This is a genomic window from Candidatus Falkowbacteria bacterium (genome assembly GCA_016699775.1).
Taxonomy (GTDB): domain Bacteria; phylum Patescibacteriota; class Patescibacteriia; order Patescibacteriales; family Patescibacteriaceae; genus Patescibacterium; species Patescibacterium danicum.
In genome coordinates this window covers 919,532-938,851 of sequence record CP065010.1, presented here as the reverse complement: position 1 = coordinate 938,851, position 19,320 = coordinate 919,532, and the positions used below count along the sequence as shown (strand labels likewise).

Annotated in this window: 19 protein-coding genes; 13 read left to right on the top strand and 6 right to left on the bottom strand. The window is 31.7% G+C overall.

What is annotated here, in order from left to right; translation table 11 throughout:
• Positions 1-39: 39 nt before the first annotated feature.
• Positions 40-1,194, top strand: a complete 1,155-nt coding sequence (locus tag IPN41_04610; protein QQS60361.1) for a hypothetical protein — start codon at positions 40-42, stop codon at positions 1,192-1,194.
• A gap of 19 nt (positions 1,195-1,213) precedes the next feature.
• Here the strand turns inward: IPN41_04610 and IPN41_04605 are convergent, their stop codons facing one another.
• A complete protein-coding gene (locus IPN41_04605) occupies positions 1,214-2,533 on the bottom strand; it encodes a recombinase family protein (protein QQS60360.1) in 1,320 nt (439 codons plus the stop codon).
• A 206-nt stretch (positions 2,534-2,739) separates the two neighbouring features.
• Here IPN41_04605 and IPN41_04600 point away from each other — a divergent pair, with 206 nt between their 5' ends.
• From IPN41_04600 to IPN41_04580, 5 genes are all read left to right on the top strand, one after another.
• Complete coding sequence (locus IPN41_04600) at positions 2,740-6,102, top strand: helicase (GenBank protein ID QQS60359.1); 3,363 nt, start codon at positions 2,740-2,742, stop codon at positions 6,100-6,102.
• Between the two features lie 8 nt (positions 6,103-6,110).
• Positions 6,111-9,644 (top strand): Eco57I restriction-modification methylase domain-containing protein, encoded by a 3,534-nt coding sequence (locus IPN41_04595; protein ID QQS60358.1) that lies wholly within the window; start codon positions 6,111-6,113, stop codon positions 9,642-9,644.
• Positions 9,645-9,708: 64 nt separating this feature from the next.
• Positions 9,709-10,395: a hypothetical protein gene (locus IPN41_04590; GenBank protein QQS60357.1), complete on the top strand. Its 687-nt coding sequence runs from the start codon at positions 9,709-9,711 to the stop codon at positions 10,393-10,395.
• A complete protein-coding gene (locus IPN41_04585) occupies positions 10,388-10,645 on the top strand; it encodes a hypothetical protein (protein ID QQS60815.1) in 258 nt (85 codons plus the stop codon). Before IPN41_04590 ends, IPN41_04585 begins: the two co-directional genes overlap by 8 nt.
• A gap of 11 nt (positions 10,646-10,656) precedes the next feature.
• Positions 10,657-11,127 carry an NUDIX hydrolase gene (locus IPN41_04580; GenBank protein QQS60356.1) on the top strand — a complete coding sequence of 157 codons (471 nt, stop codon included), beginning with the start codon at positions 10,657-10,659 and terminating at the stop codon, positions 11,125-11,127.
• A 210-nt stretch (positions 11,128-11,337) separates the two neighbouring features.
• On the opposite strand, the gene IPN41_04575 is transcribed toward IPN41_04580, so the two are convergent.
• From IPN41_04575 to IPN41_04565, 3 genes are all read right to left on the bottom strand, one after another.
• Positions 11,338-11,778, bottom strand: coding sequence for a hypothetical protein (locus IPN41_04575; GenBank protein ID QQS60355.1), 441 nt, complete (start codon positions 11,776-11,778; stop codon positions 11,338-11,340).
• Between the two features lie 204 nt (positions 11,779-11,982).
• Positions 11,983-12,378, bottom strand: a complete 396-nt coding sequence (locus IPN41_04570) for a DUF3307 domain-containing protein (protein QQS60354.1) — start codon at positions 12,376-12,378, stop codon at positions 11,983-11,985.
• A gap of 3 nt (positions 12,379-12,381) precedes the next feature.
• Positions 12,382-13,422 (bottom strand): adenylyltransferase/cytidyltransferase family protein, encoded by a 1,041-nt coding sequence (locus IPN41_04565; protein ID QQS60353.1) that lies wholly within the window; start codon positions 13,420-13,422, stop codon positions 12,382-12,384.
• Positions 13,423-13,588: 166 nt separating this feature from the next.
• Between IPN41_04565 and IPN41_04560 the strand changes: the two genes are divergently transcribed.
• On the top strand, positions 13,589-14,356 hold the full coding sequence (locus IPN41_04560) for a hypothetical protein (protein QQS60352.1): 768 nt from the start codon (positions 13,589-13,591) through the stop codon (positions 14,354-14,356).
• A 208-nt stretch (positions 14,357-14,564) separates the two neighbouring features.
• Here IPN41_04560 and IPN41_04555 read toward each other — a convergent pair whose 3' ends face one another.
• Complete coding sequence (locus IPN41_04555) at positions 14,565-14,852, bottom strand: hypothetical protein (GenBank protein QQS60351.1); 288 nt, start codon at positions 14,850-14,852, stop codon at positions 14,565-14,567.
• Between the two features lie 149 nt (positions 14,853-15,001).
• On the bottom strand, positions 15,002-15,496 hold the full coding sequence (locus tag IPN41_04550) for a hypothetical protein (GenBank protein QQS60350.1): 495 nt from the start codon (positions 15,494-15,496) through the stop codon (positions 15,002-15,004).
• Between the two features lie 340 nt (positions 15,497-15,836).
• On the opposite strand from IPN41_04550, the gene IPN41_04545 reads away from it, so the two are divergent.
• The 6 genes from IPN41_04545 (at position 15,837) to IPN41_04520 (ending at position 19,087) form a co-directional block, all read left to right on the top strand.
• On the top strand, positions 15,837-16,133 hold the full coding sequence (locus IPN41_04545) for a hypothetical protein (GenBank protein QQS60349.1): 297 nt from the start codon (positions 15,837-15,839) through the stop codon (positions 16,131-16,133).
• Positions 16,134-16,291: 158 nt separating this feature from the next.
• Entirely contained in the window at positions 16,292-16,654 is a 363-nt protein-coding gene (locus tag IPN41_04540; protein ID QQS60348.1) for a methionine-R-sulfoxide reductase, read from the top strand.
• A 194-nt stretch (positions 16,655-16,848) separates the two neighbouring features.
• The gene (locus IPN41_04535; GenBank protein QQS60347.1) at positions 16,849-17,484 is read left to right on the top strand and encodes a heme-binding protein; all 636 of its coding nucleotides are present in this window, start codon (positions 16,849-16,851) and stop codon (positions 17,482-17,484) included.
• A gap of 217 nt (positions 17,485-17,701) precedes the next feature.
• Complete coding sequence (locus tag IPN41_04530) at positions 17,702-17,923, top strand: hypothetical protein (GenBank protein ID QQS60346.1); 222 nt, start codon at positions 17,702-17,704, stop codon at positions 17,921-17,923.
• Between the two features lie 22 nt (positions 17,924-17,945).
• Entirely contained in the window at positions 17,946-18,248 is a 303-nt protein-coding gene (locus IPN41_04525) for a hypothetical protein (protein ID QQS60345.1), read from the top strand.
• Entirely contained in the window at positions 18,245-19,087 is an 843-nt protein-coding gene (locus tag IPN41_04520) for a hypothetical protein (GenBank protein ID QQS60344.1), read from the top strand. The genes IPN41_04525 and IPN41_04520 overlap by 4 nt, the downstream gene beginning before the upstream one ends.
• Positions 19,088-19,320 lie beyond the last annotated feature (233 nt).

The window sequence follows — 19,320 nt, the reverse complement described above, 5'->3', positions numbered from 1 at the left end:
GAGCCGTGTGTTCGGTCTTTTAATGCTATAATTGCAAATATGATTGGTTTAGAAAAACCAAATTATAGAATATACGCTCTCATAATAGGAGAGGTTCTTACGCCTGGAAAAATTTTTGGTTGTGAAATCATGAAAATTTCTTTCGAAGACCAAAGGCTAAAAAAATTCTCTCCAATACAAAGCATTTTCTCGGATGATGAGTATGTAACATATGCTTCAACCTTGTTGTATGTCGATCCTATTAGGCTCAAATCCGAGTACGTTATGATATATGATATTAAGGAGAGAGACATAAACTCAGCGGTAGGAGGAGCAATAAGGTACTTTGACAAAATTTGCAGATATTTAACTGTTTCTTATGCACAAGACTTTAAAAACTACACTAAGAGAAATAGTATTTTGTCTCCTTATCTTTATCAGGTAAATAAAATTAGTGCTCTAGATGACGAAGGGGTGGAATCAGATTTGAAATTTATAGTGAAGAGTGGAATTATATATTTGCCAAACCGCCCAGAGCTAAATATTTGGAGACATGCAGATACCCAACATTTTCTTGAAAACATTTTTAATTTCCATGATGATATTTTAGAACGTACTATTAAGTATTTATACCGATCATCTATAGGGCATTTTGTAAAAGATAGTCCAGAAAAAATAGTTCTAGACCATTTTAAGTCGATAGAAGTAGTTATTAATTCACTTGTTAAACGTGGAAGTTTTAAAAAAAGAGTTGATAAAGTAGCAAAATTAATTCGTTTAACTGATCCTGAAAAAGAAAAGATTAAGAAACTTTGGGATGAAAGATCGAAGTATAGTGATACAGCTCACCCCTCAGCGCTTGATCAAACTGAGCGTTATCCAAATCAATTTCCTTTACCAAGTAATGTGAATTTTTCATACCCCATTAACGATTCAATATCGGTTGATGTGTGTATAAAATATTTTTTATATAAAAAAAGTTTGTTTTATATTGAAATTGATTATATATCTCCTGGAGATGAGGAAACTTTCGGAGAAGTTAATGCTCAGTGGGAGAGTAATCGTTTATTTTTTAGTACCACTGAAAAAAATAAAGATAAATTAAAACAGAAAATACTAGAAAACTTCTCTCGTTTATTTAAAATAAATGAAAAAAGTATTGAAAAAATTACAATTTATTCTAGAAAAAAAGCTGTATTACAAGTAGTATATTAGCGACTATTCAGGATGAGAATTATACAAACGCAACTTTGTCTGCAATTTTAATTTTAGAATTTAAGCAATTCATCAACTCTCTTTTCTCTTCCATGGTCCCATCCTGAAGTATATATTCCATATATACTTTTAAATTCACATCCTCATGATTCGCTTGCGGATCGTTTTGTTTTAGGACGCCTTTTTGAAATTTGTTAAATCTTTTAAGATCATGATCAAACTTATCTATTACTTTTTCTTGGTCAAATTCCATCTTGTCTAATAAGATAGTTAATTGCTTTATAAGTTCGTCTTCTCTTACATAATTACTTTTGCAATTTTTATCCCTAGATCTATTACACCCATAATAAATATACTTAGTTACCGTACCATTTTTAAGTTGCTTATACTTTTCTTCTCCCGTGTACCCCGATCCACACATTCCACAAGTCATAAGTCGTGCAAAGGTAAATTCTCTATGATTTATAATAGCGTCTTTCTTTATACGTTTTTGCACTTCTTCAAATAATTCTTTACTAATTAATGGTTCATGCTTACCTTTATACCAATTACCTGATTTAGCCGGGTATTCAAACTCCCCATAATAGAAAGTATTTTTTAGTATCCTGTATATATTACCAAGTGATAGATTTTTATTACCTATAGTTTTGAAATTAATATTAAATTTTAACCAATGATATAATTTTCTACCTGGCCATTTTTCATAGGCAACTTTTTCAAACAGACTTTTTATAATAGGAGCTCGATCAGGATCAAGAATGGGTTGGCATTTCTTATCCATATACTTTTGGTTAAGATAGCCAGTTGGCGCTTGATTAGGCCATAAGCCCATTTCTACTCTCGCTCTAATGCCTCGTTTTACATTGACACCTCTATTGTCATTTTCTAGTTTAGCTGTTGATCCTAAAATCATGAGAAGAAACTTCTCACTGGGTGAGTTAGTAAATCGTTGCCCATAAGTTCGTATTTCTTTAAGAATGCCCGCATCCATTAAATCTACAACCATCCCAAGATCCCCTGCATTTCTGCTGATTCGGTCTGGAGCCCAGGTGAGAATACCGTTATATTTTCCCTCCTTAATTTCCCCTATAATTTCATTAAAGACTGGTCTTTGCCCTGTTTCCTTAGCTGAGTGAGATTCTCTCTTCATACAGACAATCTCGAGGTTTTCTCGTTCTGCTAGCTGAAGCATCTCCTTAATCTGACTATCTATGGAAAGCACCTGTCTTTCCTCAGATTCGCTTGATTTACGCGCATATAAGCAGTATTTAACGGGTGTCTCAACGGCTATAGGTATGGTACCAATACCCTGGTTAGTCAAGGATTTCGTCTGATCCATATAGTATGTGTTTAGTTAATTAACCCCTCCTTAACACACATTAATGACGCAGACCCTGACACTAATCTAGGAGCTAGAAGTAGGTAACTTTTAACAGTAATTTTCCCTTAAATTTAGCCATTATTTATAATAAGTTGATTCTTAAAATCTCTTTATTTTTTAATGTTTTTCTGTTAGGGTTATTATATTAAGCATTATCTTTAAATATGAGTAATTTCATTACAAATGAAGAAGGAAAAGATTTAAAAAATAGATTAGTTGAGCTTATTGGTAATAGTAAAGAACTTAGCTTTCTCGTTGGGTTTTTCTATTTTTCTGGGATAGCTGAACTATATGAAAGTATTAAAGATCGCCCCGATATTAGAATAAATGTATTAGTGGGTCTTAATGCAGATAAAGGTGTTCATGGTCTTTTTGAATATTCAGAAAATGGTAATAATTTAACAAATAGAGAAAAAATAAAAAATTATTTTAGTTCCGTCAAAAGTTCTCTAAATACAGATGAATTTGACAATAAAGAGTTTGAAGGCCAGATAATGTATTTTATTAAATTAATTAATAACAACCAATTACAAATTCGTAAGACATTAGAACCAAATCATGCAAAATTATATATTTTTAAAATAAAAGATGAATTAGCAACTATTAGAAAATCTGTTTTTATTACTGGGAGTAGTAATTTAACCAAATCAGGTCTTTCAAATCAACATGAATTTAATGTTGAGTTAGGAGATTTTGGAACAGAAGATGCGGATAAGTATTTTGATGAGCTTTGGGAAAATTCAATAAAGATAACAGAAACGGAGCAATATAAAAAAGAATTAATTAGTCTATTGCAAAAAGAAACGCTTATCGCCGAGCCAACTCCATTTGAAGCTTATGTTTCAATACTGCAACATTATCTTGATGCTCAATCGCAAGTAGAGGTTTCCAGCTCAATTAAAGAGTTATTAGAAAGAAAAGGGTATAAGACGTATAAATATCAGTTAGATGCTACTGCTCAAGCCTTAGGAATGGTTGAAGAGGTTGGCGGTGTTATCATTGCTGATGTTGTTGGATTAGGTAAAAGTGTTATTACTGGAATGGTAGCAAAACAATTAGGGAAGAGGGGTCTTGTTATTTGTCCCCCGGGTCTGGTCGGTGATGATAATAAGTCTTCTGGTTGGAAAAAATATCTTGAAGATTTTGAATTATATAATTGGGATGTTAGATCTTGTGGTTTAGCTACTCTTCGTAATACTTTGAGTTTTATTCAAGAGAGAAATGATATTGAAGTTATTGTCGTTGATGAAGCTCATCGTTTTCGTAATCAAGATACAGAAGCTTATGAATTACTGAGCATGATTTGTAAAAATCGTAAGGTAATCTTGTTAACCGCTACCCCTTTCAATAATTCTCCAGCGGATATATTCTCCTTACTGAAATTATTTATTGTTCCAGGAAAATCACAACTTACAGTCGCCCCTAATCTTTCAGTGGAGTTTAGAGATTATAGAAATTTATTTAAACGTCTTAATGAAATAAATAAAAATTATAACTCAGTAGATAAAAAGAAAAAAGAAAAAGCAATTTCTGATTACGCAATTTTATTTCAAAGTACCGAGGTTAATCCTGAAATGGTAAATGGACGTATAAAATACATCTCAAATAGAATTCGTCAGATAATAGAACCTGTTGTAATTCGTCGTAACAGAATTGATTTAAAAAATGATCCAGAATATTCAAAAGAAGTAAAGAATTTATCAAAAGTTGCAGATCCGAGAGAAGTGTATTTTACGCTCTCAAAAGAGCAGTCATCTTTTTATGATCGTGTTATTGGTGAATATTTTTGCGAAGACGGTGTTTTTACTGGTGCTATGTATCGACCTTTTGTTTATGAAAAAGGATTAGTTGAAGGTGAAAAAATACTTGGAGAAGAAGAAAACTTTGAGTATATTTCGCAAACAAGTTTGTTCCATTTTATGCGACGTTTGCTTATAAAGCGTTTTGAAAGTTCATTTAATGCATTTGCTCAAAGTATAAATAATTTTTATATAATAACCTCTAAAGCCTTAGAGTTCATAGACAAAACTAACGGTAGGTTTACCTTAAATAGAGATTTAATTGAAACCATTTCGGATGGTGATGATGATGAAGTTGCGGAATGTATTGCAAAGATAGCAGATTCCGTTGAAGATTTAGTAAATGATAAAAAATCAAAAAAGTATACAATTGAGAACTTCAAAGATAAAGATAAATTTTTGAAGGATTTAAAAAATGATAAAGATTTATTTGAAAAAATAAAAGCAGAATTAGTGTCACTAGAATTAGTAGAGAATGATCCTAAGATTAAAGCGTTGTCGAGTCAAATTGAAATAATATTGAATACAAAAGAGAATAAAAATGAACCAGAGAGAAAAATTGTTATTTTTACAGAATATGCCGATACTGCAAAACATATTTTTGAAAATTTAGATAAAAAGTTTAAAGATAAGGTTTTGTCTGTTTATGGAAGTACTTCTACGGGACGTATAAATGATGTTCTTAAAAATTTTGATGCAAGTCAAAAAAAACAAGAAGAAAATTTTTCTATATTAGTTGGTACTGATAAAATATCAGAAGGTTTCAACTTAAGTAAAAGTGGTGCTGTTGTAAATTATGACATTCCCTGGAATCCAACAAGAGTTATACAGCGCGTAGGTCGTATAAACCGTATTGGACAAAAGGTTTTTGAAAATCTTTATATTTATAATTTTTTCCCAACTATACAAGGAGCTGAGCATGTGAAAAACAGGGAGATTGCTGAAGCTAAAATGTTCATGATTCATAGTACTCTTGGAGAAGATTCAAAAATATTTAGTCCAGATGAAAAGCCTTCAGCTGCTGGTTTATTCACTAAAATACAACAAAATCCGGAAGAAGTTGAAGCCGAAAGTTTTATTACCACTATTCGCCGTCTTTATTATGGTATAAAAATAAAATATCCAGAAGTTATTGAAAAAATAAAAATGTTACCTGCTCGTATTAAAGTTGCCAAGCAATATAAAGAAAATGACTTACTAGTTTTTATTCGTAAAGGTAGACCTCTTTTTGTGCGAGGAATGATCAATGAAGAAAAAGAAGCCAGAGATTTAAATATTGAAGAAGTTCTTGAGAGAATAAAATCTACCCCGGAAGAAAAGTCTGTTTCACGAAGCGCGCCCTTTTGGGAAAATTACGATAAGGCAAAAATTATAGAACAGAAAACACAACAGTCATCACAAATGGCAATTGAAACTAAATCATTTAATAATTTGAACACGCTTCTGCAAAATATTGAAAAATTTGATGAGAACGTTCAAGATTTTGCATCATTCGTTCGTACCTTATTAGATGATCTTACTGATTATCAAACTCTAAGTACATTTACACTTCGCCGCTTGGCAGATTTACCTACTATTGAAAATTCAAAAGACAATTCAAAAGTGATATTAGAATTACTCAATGAGCTTAGAAATAATCTTGGGTTTGATTATTTAGATAAAATCAAATCAGCTACAAAATTGAATACTCAAGAAGTCGTTATCGCAATTGAGAACAGAAAAATTTAATCTAAAAAATGAGTCAAATAAAATTTCAAAAACTTATTAATGATTTTTCTCCAGAATCTTTAGTGGATGTATTAAAGAGTCATGATTTTTTTAGAATTAAACATAATTTACTTGTAGATTTCAACGATAAACAATTCATAGATTTTATTCAGTTGGGCGATTTTGATCTTGAAGATAATACAAATATTGTGGTTATTTGTGCTCGTTCTCTAGGCTCTTTAAACGAGAGAACAAGTCGTAAAACACAATACGACATAAGTAAGAAAATTTTAAAGAATTTCCAAAAATCTCGAGCAGGGATTTTTGTATATTATGATAGTAAGGGAGATTTTCGCATAAGTTTGATCTATGCTGATTATGTTGGGATTAAAGTAAATTATAGTACTTTTCGCCGGTTTACTTATTTTGTATCAAAAGAACAAACTAACACTACTTTTTTTCAACAAGTATCATCATTCAATTTCACTAAATTCGAAGAACTTCGGGAGATGTTTTCGGTTGAAAAAGTCACAAAAGAGTTCTTCAAGAAATATCGCGATTTATTTCTTGATACCCGAGAAGATTTTGACAAAAATGAAGTATTCCAAAACACTGTTGTAAAAACTGATATTTCAACATCACATGATTTTGTAAAAAAGATGATGGGGCAAATAGTTTTTTTGTATTTTGTGCAAAAGAAAGGATGGTTGGGCGTGAGGCCTAATGAGAATTGGGGTTCCGGAGACCAAGCTTTTCTAAGGACATTATTCACAACTTGTGAAAAATCAAATAAAAATTATTTTAATGATTACCTTGAGCCAATGTTCTATGAGGCCTTGGCTTCAGAGAAACGAGGAAAAGATGATCTTTATGAAAAATTAAATTGTCGTATCCCATTTTTAAATGGTGGACTTTTTGAGAGTATTTATAAGTGGGAGAATAGTACTATTTATATCCCCAACAAAACTATTGGAAATTTACTTGATTTCTTTGATCAATATAACTTTACAGTTGATGAGAATACTCCATCAGACCAAGAAATTTCAGTTGATCCAGAGATGCTCGGAAAAATATTTGAAAATTTGCTTGAAGTTAAAGATAGAAAAGACAAGGGAGCTTTTTATACTCCACGAGAGATTGTCCATTATATGTGCAGAGAAAGTCTCATTCAGCATTTAGTCTCAGAGAACACTGCCCCTGAAGAACGAATTAGAAAATTATTTGAAATAAAGGATACAGATCTGTCTTTAATAGTTGAAGATGAAAAACAAATAGAAATAGTGAAAAGATTACCTGAGTTGAAAGAAATATCTGTAAAAGTTGACTCCTCACTTCGTAATATAAAGATTGTTGACCCAGCTGTTGGTTCGGGAGCATTTCCTATGGGGATGCTAAATGAAATTTCTTCCGTGAGATACTACCTAAACACAAACTTTTTGCATAAACAAAATACATCAGGAAGAGAGTTATCACTTTATGATATTAAAAAGGAAACATTAGAGAATTGTATCTATGCAGTTGATATAGAACCAGGAGCTGTGGAAATAACCAAAGTTCGTTTTTGGTTAGCTCTTATTGTGGAGTATGAATCAAATGATTCAAGTATAGCACCTCCAGTACTTCCAAATCTGGATTATAAAATAATGCAAGGAAATTCGTTGCTTGAAGAATATGAAGGAATAAAACTTTTTGATGAAAAAATATTTCAAACTACAAATGATAAAGAGAAACAAATTGATGAAATTAAACAAAAACAATCTTTACTACAAAAAGAGTATTTTAGTCTCCATACAAAAAACGAGTTAACATCATTTATAAAAGTTGAACTGGAAACAAGAGCAAAAAAACTCAACGAGCAATTAAAGAAACTTTTTAAGGATGAGAAAAATGATGTAGAAAAATTAGGGCTTTTTGACTTTAATAAACACAATGAATCCAAGATAAAAGCTGGTGAATTAAAATCTTTACAAAAAAAGTTTTTTGAGACGAACAAGAAAGATAAAAAAGAAGAAATAAAAAAGCAAATTGAAAAACTTCAATGGGAATTAATTGAAGCTACTTTAAGAGAACATGGAAAAATTTCAGAACTAGAAAAAATTCAGGAATTAAAAAAGTCTAAAATTAAACCATTCTTCCTATGGAAACTGCATTTCGCTGATGTGTTTGAGGAGAAAGGAGGTTTTGATGTTGTAATCGCAAATCCACCGTATGTTGGAGAAAGCGGAAATAAAGAAATATTTAGACCAATTGCAGCAGGAAATTTAGGAAAATTTTATCAAGGGAAAATGGATCTATTTTATTTCTTTTTTCATCTTGCCTTAGATCTCGGTAAACCATATTCGTTATGTGCATTTATTTCGACAAATTATTATATAACCGCGTCTGGTGCCAATAAACTCAGGGCTGATTTAAAAGCAAGAGCAGTGATTAATAATATCGTAAATTTTAATGAATTAAAGATATTTGAATCGGCACTTGGACAACATAATATGATCACTATCTTTAGTAAAGATAACAATAATGAATTATTGGCTCATACTTGTACTAGCAGAAGATCAGGGATGGCAAACGCAGAAATATTAAATAGCATATTTTCTGGAGCAGATAATGAATCAGATTACTATTTTCTTAGGCAAATACAACTTTATGATGGTGAAGAAAAATATATGCGTCTTAGTGGTATAGGAAACATGGAAAATCCGATTGAGAAAGTATTAATTAAAATGAAAAAGCAAGGAGTTATATTAAAGGATGTATGTGAAATCAACCAAGGACTAGTAACAGGTGCTAACAAGGTTAGCTTAAAGCATATAATTAAGTATAAGTTTAAAGCGGAAGTCGGTGATGGGATTTTTGTTTTATCTAAAGATGAAGCGGAGAGAATAAATGAAAAAGAATATTTAAAACCGTGGTATAAAAATAGCGATATCAGTAGGTGGATTACGCAAAATACTACGAATCAGTTAGTAATTTATCTTGATGGAAATGAACAAACAAATAAAATACAGTCAATTATTAAGCATCTAGAAAAATACAGAGATAATTTACAAGAAAGACGAGAAGTACATAAAGGTTCGCGAAATTGGTACGACTTATGGAGGTCTCGTACGAAGACAATTTTTGAAAGTGAAAAAATAGTGGCTCCTTATAGAAGTAAAACTAATACATTTGGGTATAATGAGATTCCTTGGTATGCAGCATCAGATGTATATTTTCTCGGACAGAAAGATGAACAGATATCTTTGAAATTTGTTTTGGGGTTATTGAATTCAAAATTATACTATGTATGGCTTTGCCAGCGTGGAAAAAGAAAGGGAGGAATATTGGAGTTATTTTATCAACCACTTTCTGAAATTCCAATCATGAAAATTTCGATAGACCAACAGAAACCACTTATTGGTCTCGTTGAAAGTATCCTCAAAATAACCAAAACAGATGACTACTTAGAAAATACTGAAAAACAGGCAAAGGTTCGGGAGCTTGAACATCAGATAGATGAGCTGGTATATAAGTTATATGGTTTAACTAATGAAGAGATACAAATCGTTGAATGTAAAAAATAATTATTTTAATAATGGATTTATTAAGCAGATAGAGATTAGTTAATGTTTTAAGATAAATATAAATATGGATTTAGAAAAACTACTTTTTATTGCAGAGGAAAAATTACCACAGACAAAAACCCTTATTTTGGGCTTGTTTGTTGTGCTTGGGGCAATTGTCGTAATAGACAATTTAGTAGTTGATTTCGCAAATTATATTGGATTTAAGATAAGACCATTTTTTTATCCGGTATTGTTGATTATATGGGTTGGATATTGGGCGTTTAATAAATTTTACTTGCCGAGAAATAAGAAAAATAAAGTTGGTATTGTAATTTCGATATATTCAGAAAATGACTCAGAAAGACAAAAATTAAAATCTGATTTTATTTCAAAATTAAAAAAAGATTTACAACAGGAGGGTATCCTGAATTTTTCTGAAGTTATTTTTTTTAAAAATCATTTTTCAAATCAAATTAAAGAATCGGTCAATCCGTTAACAAAGTTAGAAACTATAAATAAAAAAATTAAAGCTCATTTCTACGTTTGGGGCGATGTTAAAAAAAGGTCTGATGGAGATGAGGGTGAAAAGTATTTTATAAATTTTCAAGGATATGTTATTCATAAGCCAATTCCTCAAAATTTGAGCCAAATAATTTCAATAGATTTTTCAAAAGTATTACCGAAAGAAGTAAATTTTCTTGAAAAAAGAAGTTTTAGGGGGTTTGAGGCCTCCGCAACAATAGTACACTTAGCCGCAAAATATATTTGAGATAGTCCCTCTCTATGATAAGCTAATATTATTAAAAGCCAATGACGAAGTTATTCTTCAGCGATTATCCTCTCGAACTTCAAATGACTTTGGTAAAACTACTGAAATTCAAGAATGGATACTTACATCAAAAGATGAATGGGAAAATAATATTAAAAAAATGAATGCGATAGTTATTGATACAAATAAAGATATTAATCAAGTGGTTATAGAAATTTTGAAAGTAGCTTCTAATCTCTCTAATAAATAATATAAAAAAATATGAAATCTGATTTAGAATATTCTAATCTTCCTAAAAAAAGAATGGGTTCAGGTATTATTTTGTTAAACGAGCATAACGAAATATTATTAACAAAATCACCATACAAGGATTATTGGACTGTGCCAGGAGGCTCCGTAGATGAAAATGAATCACCACGTCGAGCCTGTATACGTGAGATTAAAGAAGAAATAGGACTTGATATTCTTGATGTTCGATTTATGTGCGTGGATTATCAAAATAATTCTGAAAAAGGTGAGAGTCTTCAATTTTTATTTTATGGTGGGATACTAACCCAACAACAGATACATGCTATAACATTGCAAGAGGAAGAAATTTCTGAATATACTTTTTTACCTCTGTTAGAAGCTCAAAAACTATTAGGAAAACTATTAGGAATTCGTATAGAAAAATGTTTAGAAGCGTACAAGAATAATCAAGCATTATACCTAGAGAATGCTGAAGTGCATTAAAGCTTTGGGATACTATAATAATCTTTAACCCCTTATTTGAAGAAAGTTAAAATTCTGCCTACTAAACTCGTAACTAGTTTTTTAAATTGCTGTTGGTAGCTTAGGCAAGTTAGACGTGTCAACTGAAGACTTCGTTATTCTTAAGTGTTGTTTATAAAAGGAGCCTTATAGATACAAGTATCTATAAGGCTCTACAAGGCTCTGAAAATCTTACTCTATATCAAGATCTAAAACTAATTCAGTCTCTATTTCCTGCCTGACTATTTCAAGGGCATTTTTGTCATATTGATTTAAGCTCATATGGACTTTTTGATCTTTACTGGCTTTATATTGTTCTAGGAATTGACCAATAGTTGCAGGTGGCTTTACGAAGTCATAAAGCCAGCATCGAATCTTTTCATTTCGATATTTGGATAGTCCTCTAAAGGGTAGTTGCAAAACAGATAGATCAGAAAGTTCAGGAGTAATTTTTGTTAATTTAACATCCGGATTTTCTTTCCACTCTACTTTCAATCCGTTCAATAAAATTGTTATTTCTTTTGCGGATTGAGGCACTACAATTCTTACAACTGTATTCTTTCTTTTCTCAGATATTTCCTCAAAATTATCTCCCCTTGAATGATCAGGGTCAGGGAATACATAACGTTTCATTTCGTTTGAATTTTTAATTTGCGATTAGTTTAATTGTCCCTACCTTATAACTTTATTTCTAAGCAGTCAAGTAAAAAAAGGGATACAAAAAAATCTTATTTAGTGTCTGAGTGCTTGAGAAACAATCTCACTTTGGGTCAGTGATTACTAGATTTTAAAATAGCCACAGTCCTCTATTGAGAGACTGTGGCGTAGATACAGATTTTAAAGATACTTGAATATAATCAACATCAATAGTATATGAATAGTATTGTCTACTACTACATAAACTATTGCAGTAAAGGACAAGTCGAATACATTAAGCACGTTACTTGGTTCCATTGTCTTAGCGAAGGTTCTGCCTTTAATTATTTTTAGCCACTTTACTGCCAATGACCAGTGATCAACAGGAAAATGACTCATAAAGATCAAAATAATTTTTATTGGTTCAGTTGTTGCGGTGAAAAGGCAAATACATAGCGTGTATATTACACAATGTGCCAAGCACCATAGCCAGCCGTTTAGAGTTTTGTCCGATTTAGCAATTGCCATTTTTTTTGATTGGAGTAGATAGTCTCCAACTAAATGGCCAATGATTATTTGTTCAAAAATTGTAAGCATAGTTTACACCTCCTTTAAAAGCGTGTTTAGTTGTTTAGTTTTCTTAAATAACTCTTGTAAAGTGCAATCAGTTCCGATATAGCTCACGGATAGACCATACTTTTTAGCTAGTTTTTCGGTCTCTTGTTGCCCAGGAATTTTTTTTATGAAAGCAGTGAGTTTGGGAGTACCCCGTTTTACTACTCTGTTATAGTTATCTGTCTCATTATCACAGCCAATGTAAATTATTTTTCCACCAACAAAACGAAACATTAATTTATCTTTTTGTAAGCCATAAGCTATTTCAATAAAGACATTAGCTCGACGCGGGGCAGTTAAAAGTGAATTTTTCAGTAGCTTAATCCAGGCTGGACCAATTATTTTTTTTAATTCTTTCTCATCTTTTAAGGCTACTTCAATCAAGTCTTTTTCTCCGAATTTTTCTTTTAACAATGGTTTCAGTTTTTGATTAAAGTTGTCAGTATTAATCCAATGATTTCTTTTGCTCATTCGGCTAAGCTTTTTTAGAATTGTTGATTTGCCGGCGCCCGGCTTTCCAACTACTAAAAATATATTTTGTACGTCCAAAGTTTTTTCTAGGAGCGCAGAAATTGTTAGTGGAGAAACACACTGACTTAAGTTTTCTAGATCTAGAGTGCTAGCCATTAACCTTGTCTTTGAAGAAGATATGTCCCTATATTTTTTCTGACTAAAGACGTAAAGATATTTTCTTAAATTAAAGCGTTCTTTATTTAAGCGCATCACTGCTGCTTCATAAGAAAATTCTTCAACTCGCCTTAAGCCCCGTACTATGACAATTTGCTCAGCTTTGATTTGTAGTCGTAAAAACTCTGTTAAAGTCATAAGACTAACATTCTTTGGCAAAGAATAGGTTAGCCATAATATTTTACATTCTTCTGGTGCAAACCATGGGTCTGGCTTTTCCGGATTTTTTGAGCATAGCACTATTAGCTCTGGAACTATTGCCGCAGTTTGCCGGACAATATTTAAATGCCCGAATGTGGGAGGTGAAAAGATTCCTGGATAAATATAAACTGTTTTCATTTAAGCTCCTTTTAGTTTTTAATGTTCTACTTAAAATATAATGATTTAAGTTCGATTTGTTTTTATGTGGAGATTTTTTTATAGGATTGCTTGATAATACTCTTTAAATAGGGTATTATATAGTAATACAGCTGTCGAACTTTTTCGACAAAATCCTAAAAAATATATGTCTAATGATATAAAAAGTTATTTACGAGAGCTAGATTTTAATAAAAATGAGGCTAGCGTTTATTTGACTCTGGCTACATTAGGTGAAGCCAAGGCATCGCAAGTTGCAAAATTTGCTGAATTACCTAGAACAACGGTTATAAGTATTTTAAATAAGCTTGTTGAAGAAAATTATGTTACGGTTCATGTTTATAAGGGCTTAACTTTTTATTGGGTAGAGTCCCCGCAGGTTTTAGTAGACGTTTTGAATAATAAAGTTAAGATTGCTGAAAAATTAAAAGAAGTTTTGCCTGTTATGTATCATATTAATGGACGATTCCCAACAGCTAAGTCATTTGATACAAAAAAGGCTATTAAAAATTTTATTGAAAAAACCCTTAATGGCTTAACTAAAGGTACGATTATTTATACAATAGATACTCCACATGAAGGTAATTACGGAAAGATTTTTTCTGATGATTTAGAGGCGCTTATCTTTAGCATAAAGAAGGCGAGAGGGATTATTACTAGAACACTTATTCCAGATGGTTCTTTTTTGGGAATATCTAAAAACAAATTATCTCGTCAAGATATTACTCTGAAAGAAATGCCGGCGGGGCTAAAGTTTAAAGGTTCGTTGTGGATTATTAAGGATATGTTAATACATTTTTCTGGTAACCCGCCATTTTTGGTTGTTGCAAAACAGAAAGATATTGTTGAAGGTATCAAGGGCATCTATGATTTTTTGTGGGAAGCTTCGGTTGGGAAAACATTTTTAAGAAAATAAAACTCAAAGTATTTTATTTTCTGTTTATATTTCTTTGTCTAGACTCAAGCTTCTAAAAATCATTGATCTATTATCTTGTTAAATTACTTACGTCCCTCTAGTATTTGTATCTGTCCCGAGAATACCTCATTCACCTAAGTTTGTTGATTTGGTAATAAGAAAAGCCCGATTTTTTTTTATTGAATCGGGCTTTGGATTTTAAAACCTTTTAATGTCCAGTTATGGCTGATTGGACGTTGATCCGTCCGTAGCCACTTTTGGGTTTCCAGGTGCCATTGTTGGATCCTGTAGCTTTAGCACAAGCTACAGCTTCAAGAAATGAACAGTGTCGACCGTCCATTATTTTTTTAAGATCAGCACCAATATAAACAACAGCCCCGCTTCGCCAGTTAACGACAGCGGTTCCTGAGACAAAAACCCCTGGCATATTAATTAGGGCTGTTGTTACATACGTGCCACCGCCGTGATCAGTTCCGACGGTTAATCTCTTTATCACGCTATCACCTAATGTATTTTTCAGGGTTATCCATATAGGAGTTCCCTGCACTGCCTGTGATGACAGTATTGAAGAATATATACGGTTTGGATAATTTAACGTATATATACTATCAATTATATAATGAGTTACTCCAATTCCAGATCCATTTATATATTGTACTGGAACTGGACATGTAAATTGTAGCTTATTTCCATATGTCCAGTCTGTTGAATCATTTCCTCCCCTACTAGAACCATATTCGTATCAATTTTTGAGGTACTGTTATACCCCACCGGATAAGTTATCCCTCCTCCAACATAGGATATAACTATGTTGAGTATATTTCTTTTTGGGTACCTCACGGTATCTTTTATAATAAAGTTGTTCAAGTAATCGAAGTTCTGAAAAGTGGAAATGATTATTGGTAGCAATACAGGAGGGTATGATTCAATCCGCTTATAAACGGAATCTAGGAAAACTCCATGATTCATCATACTCGGATATATCATAAAATTGCTCTCTACAAGAGATGGATCTTTGCTCTTGAGAATTGTTTTTTGGTAATTCTCCTCTCCAATAAGAACGAATTTTATAAGTGTGGGGGTGGCACCACAAATATTTGTTACAATCATTATCAATACAAACGCAACTATTTTTTTCATTTTTTATTCCCCTTTCGCCTTTTGAGGCTTTTTATTTTTTTGAATGATTTCCTAAGCCTCTAAATTAGTTAGAAGATCAGTAAATCATTCAAAAATAGCCAAATTGTCAAAAAAACAAGTATCCTAGAAATTATCATATTTACTAGTATTTGTCAATGATTCCGTAATGGTTCAATAGCTTGGCAATGCTTTAAAGCATCTTTGAAATTTCTTTAATATCCAGGCAAGCTGAGTATTTAAGGTTAAATTGCTATATTCGTATCAATATGAAATGATTGAAGAACGAAAATGACACGATTATAAGAAAATTAATACTTATCACGAGGAGATTATTATAATCATGTTGAATGGTGAGTATACTACCTCTTCAAAAATTTATGGAGATGTAAATAAATATAGTGTTCCTGTTTCACTCGTCACAATAAAGAGATTGTTATCTCATTTGACAAAAGAAGGAATATTACATAAAACCGGAGGAGGTCGAACCACCCGCTACTGCATAACTAATAAGGGACGAGTATTTGCTAGAATTGAATCTAAAGAGTATTGTCAGGTTAAGCCTGATAAACGTTGGGGTTTCTATACCTACAATTTAAAATTATTTTCTGATTTCCCTGATGTTCTTTTTAATACTTAAGAACAAAGATTCTTAGAAGATTTAACCACAGAATATCATCAGCGTAGAGTAGGCTTATCTGCAACTATTGGAAAAAAGATTTAGAACGTTTAATTATTGAATTAGCCTGTAACCATCAACTATCAATTAAGTATTAAAAAAATAGAAATAGATTTTTTATGAAATTAAATACCTTAACTAAAAAAGAAGCACACGTCATAAGGGACAAGGGCACAGAATCCCCGTTCACAGGAGAGTATGTAAATAATAGCGCTCAGGGTGTATATGTATGTCGACAGTGTGATGCACCACTATATAATTCAAAAGATAAATTTGAGAGTACATGTGGCTGGCCAAGTTTTGATGATAGAATAGAGGGCGCTGTAGTCAATACATTGGATGCTGATGGTGTGCGTACAGAAATTAGTTACGCTCGTTGTGGTGGACATTTGGGGCATGTATTTAGAGGGGAGCATCTAACAGAAAAAAACCTTCGCTTCTGTGTTAATTCAATCTCATTAAAATTTATTGAAGGAAAGTAGTATGATTAAGAAAATAGTCCTAACGGGAGATTCTTTCTAGTATCTAATGATGTAATTTTGTGGTTGTGATATAAGGGGTTGGCGTATATATTTGATAAAGTGTTACCATACCATTTACAAGTAGCTAAGTTTCAGAGAGGTATTCGGGAGATACGAAAAATTAAAATAATTATAATTAACTACTACTCATCTGTATGTCTAAAAATATGATATATACAATTATTGCTTTAGTTGTCATTTTACTACTTTGGACTGCATGGGGATTTTTTAGCTCCCGTGTTGAACAAGCGGATTATACTGTATCTAAAAAAATGAATGGCTATGAAATTCGACAGTATCCATCGCATCTTGTGGCGCAGACCAAAATAAAGGGATCGTATAGAGAATCTATGAATAGTGGATTTACTATTTTGGCAGGTTATATTTTCGGAGGTAATGTTAAGAAAGAAGGTATTGCCATGACCGCACCCGTCACTGAGCAAAAGGCGGTGTCAGAAAATATTGCCATGACCACTCCGGTACTTGTAGACATTGAAGGTGAGGAGCGTGTTATTTCATTTAGTATGCCTCGTTCATATACACTAGAGACTTTGCCAATACCAAATGACAATAGAGTAAAAATTGTTGAAGTTCCATCACAAAAAATTGCCGCTATAGTTTTCTCTGGCTACAGAACAGATGACAAAATAGAAAAAATGAAAAAAATACTAATGACAAAATTAAGTGAAGATAAAGTAGAAGTCGTAGGTATGCCAATCTATGCAGGCTACAATGGACCCGGTACTCCGCCATGGATGACCAGGAATGAAGTAATGGTAGAAATTAAATAAGTATTAAAACGATTTTGTAAAATTTCCTAATATAGGCACGAGATCATGACATTCCGCATTTAGTTTTTTATTACCTGTTTACTGGAAGGCAAGTCTAGAGATCAGGACATCCTCTATATCATTATCGGATAATATTCTTCTGCACCTATTCTCTTTTTTAGAATCCCTAGCGTCTAAATATTTTATATAGTATTAAAATTTGATATAATTAATTAATATGAAGAAATTATTATTTGCAGTACTATCAATGTTTCCTTTAGCGTCTTTTGCTGATTTGGCCACTGGTCCATATGATGATCCCTGGAATCGTAATAGTGACCCCTATGCTGATTCATATGTATCATTAGTTTTAGATCGTCCAATTATCCTATTTTTTGTTACGATAACAATTGTTATTGTAGTCTTATTAGTTGTTAATTACTTCAAAAATCGAAGGTAGAATGTTAATTTTCTTGATTAATTTGATTATAACTATATTAGTTGAAGTAGCGGCAAATAAATTTTTATTTAAAAATAAAGATTTTAGAATCCCAACTAATAAAGTAATTATAGCCAATAGTATATCAAATCCTCTTGCCCAGATAGGTCATAGAATGTTTTTTATTAATCTTTGGCCGATTGAATTAGCTGTTATTATTTTTGAATTCATATTTTATTTTTCAAGGAACACGAACTATCGTCAGGCTCTTACTATTTCGTTAATATTAAACGTAACTAGTGTATTAGTTGGTTTTTTCATCCATAGTCTTTTAGTAATTCTATGAAAAGGGTGCTACTATTTTTCTCAATTTTTATTGTAGTTATTCTTTCCTTTGTAACTATTGTTCATTTTGAGGCAGTAAAAGTAGTTTACGAATGTAGAAGTTTTTTTGTTGATAATACTTGTGTTACTAAAAAGATAGATAATGAAATTGATACAAATCAAAAAAAAGCAGCAACCCTTCTTTTTCAATTTTCCTCATTAAGAAGATTATCTTTGGTGGGAGGTGATTTTCGAATATATTCGGCTTCACTTCACCGTCTTGGTCATAAATTTTTTTTGAATCAATATTCTTTTGATCATATTGAAGATACTTGCCCTGCTTTGATTAAAGATGGTTGTGTCCATGGGTATGTAATGGAATTCATAAACAAAAATGATTTACAAAAAGGAATAAAATTATGCAGCACAGCTACTTCTAAAAGAATAAAACTAGGATGTACCCATGCTCTTGGTCATAGTTATTTAGAATTTAATAATCAATCTGTGGATCAAGCTATAAAATCTTTTTGTAAGAATTATTCTGATTTAGAATATGCTGCCTGTGTAAGTGGTTTGTTTCATGAAAATTCAAAATTAGGAGAAGGAATGGGACATGAAAATTATTATCAAAGGCCACATACGTATAATAGTATTTCTTGCGATAACTTTATTGATAACGATTATACAATTTGTTATGGCTCTCAAGGCTCATTCCGACAATATTTCCCTGAATCCGAATCAATTAAAATAACTTTGAAGATATGTAGTGAAGCAAAAACACAAGAAGCTAAAGAATCTTGTAAATATAATGCACTTCAAAGACTTGATATTGCAAGGGGTTATAGCGCAATCATTCATTAATCTTATAATCTTCTAACGTCTTGTTTTGGCTTATAAATAAGTGGCTAAATTATCAACAATTAAGCATCTAGTACCCTTAAAAACACTTACCGAATTTACCCAAAATAAGTAGCTGAGTATTCGGATTTGGGCATCATTTAAACGAATTATGAATGGCTTTTATTGATTAGTACTAATTAAATAAGGGGATGTCTTTTGGAGCGACACTAGGATGAAACAACCTAAAATATATG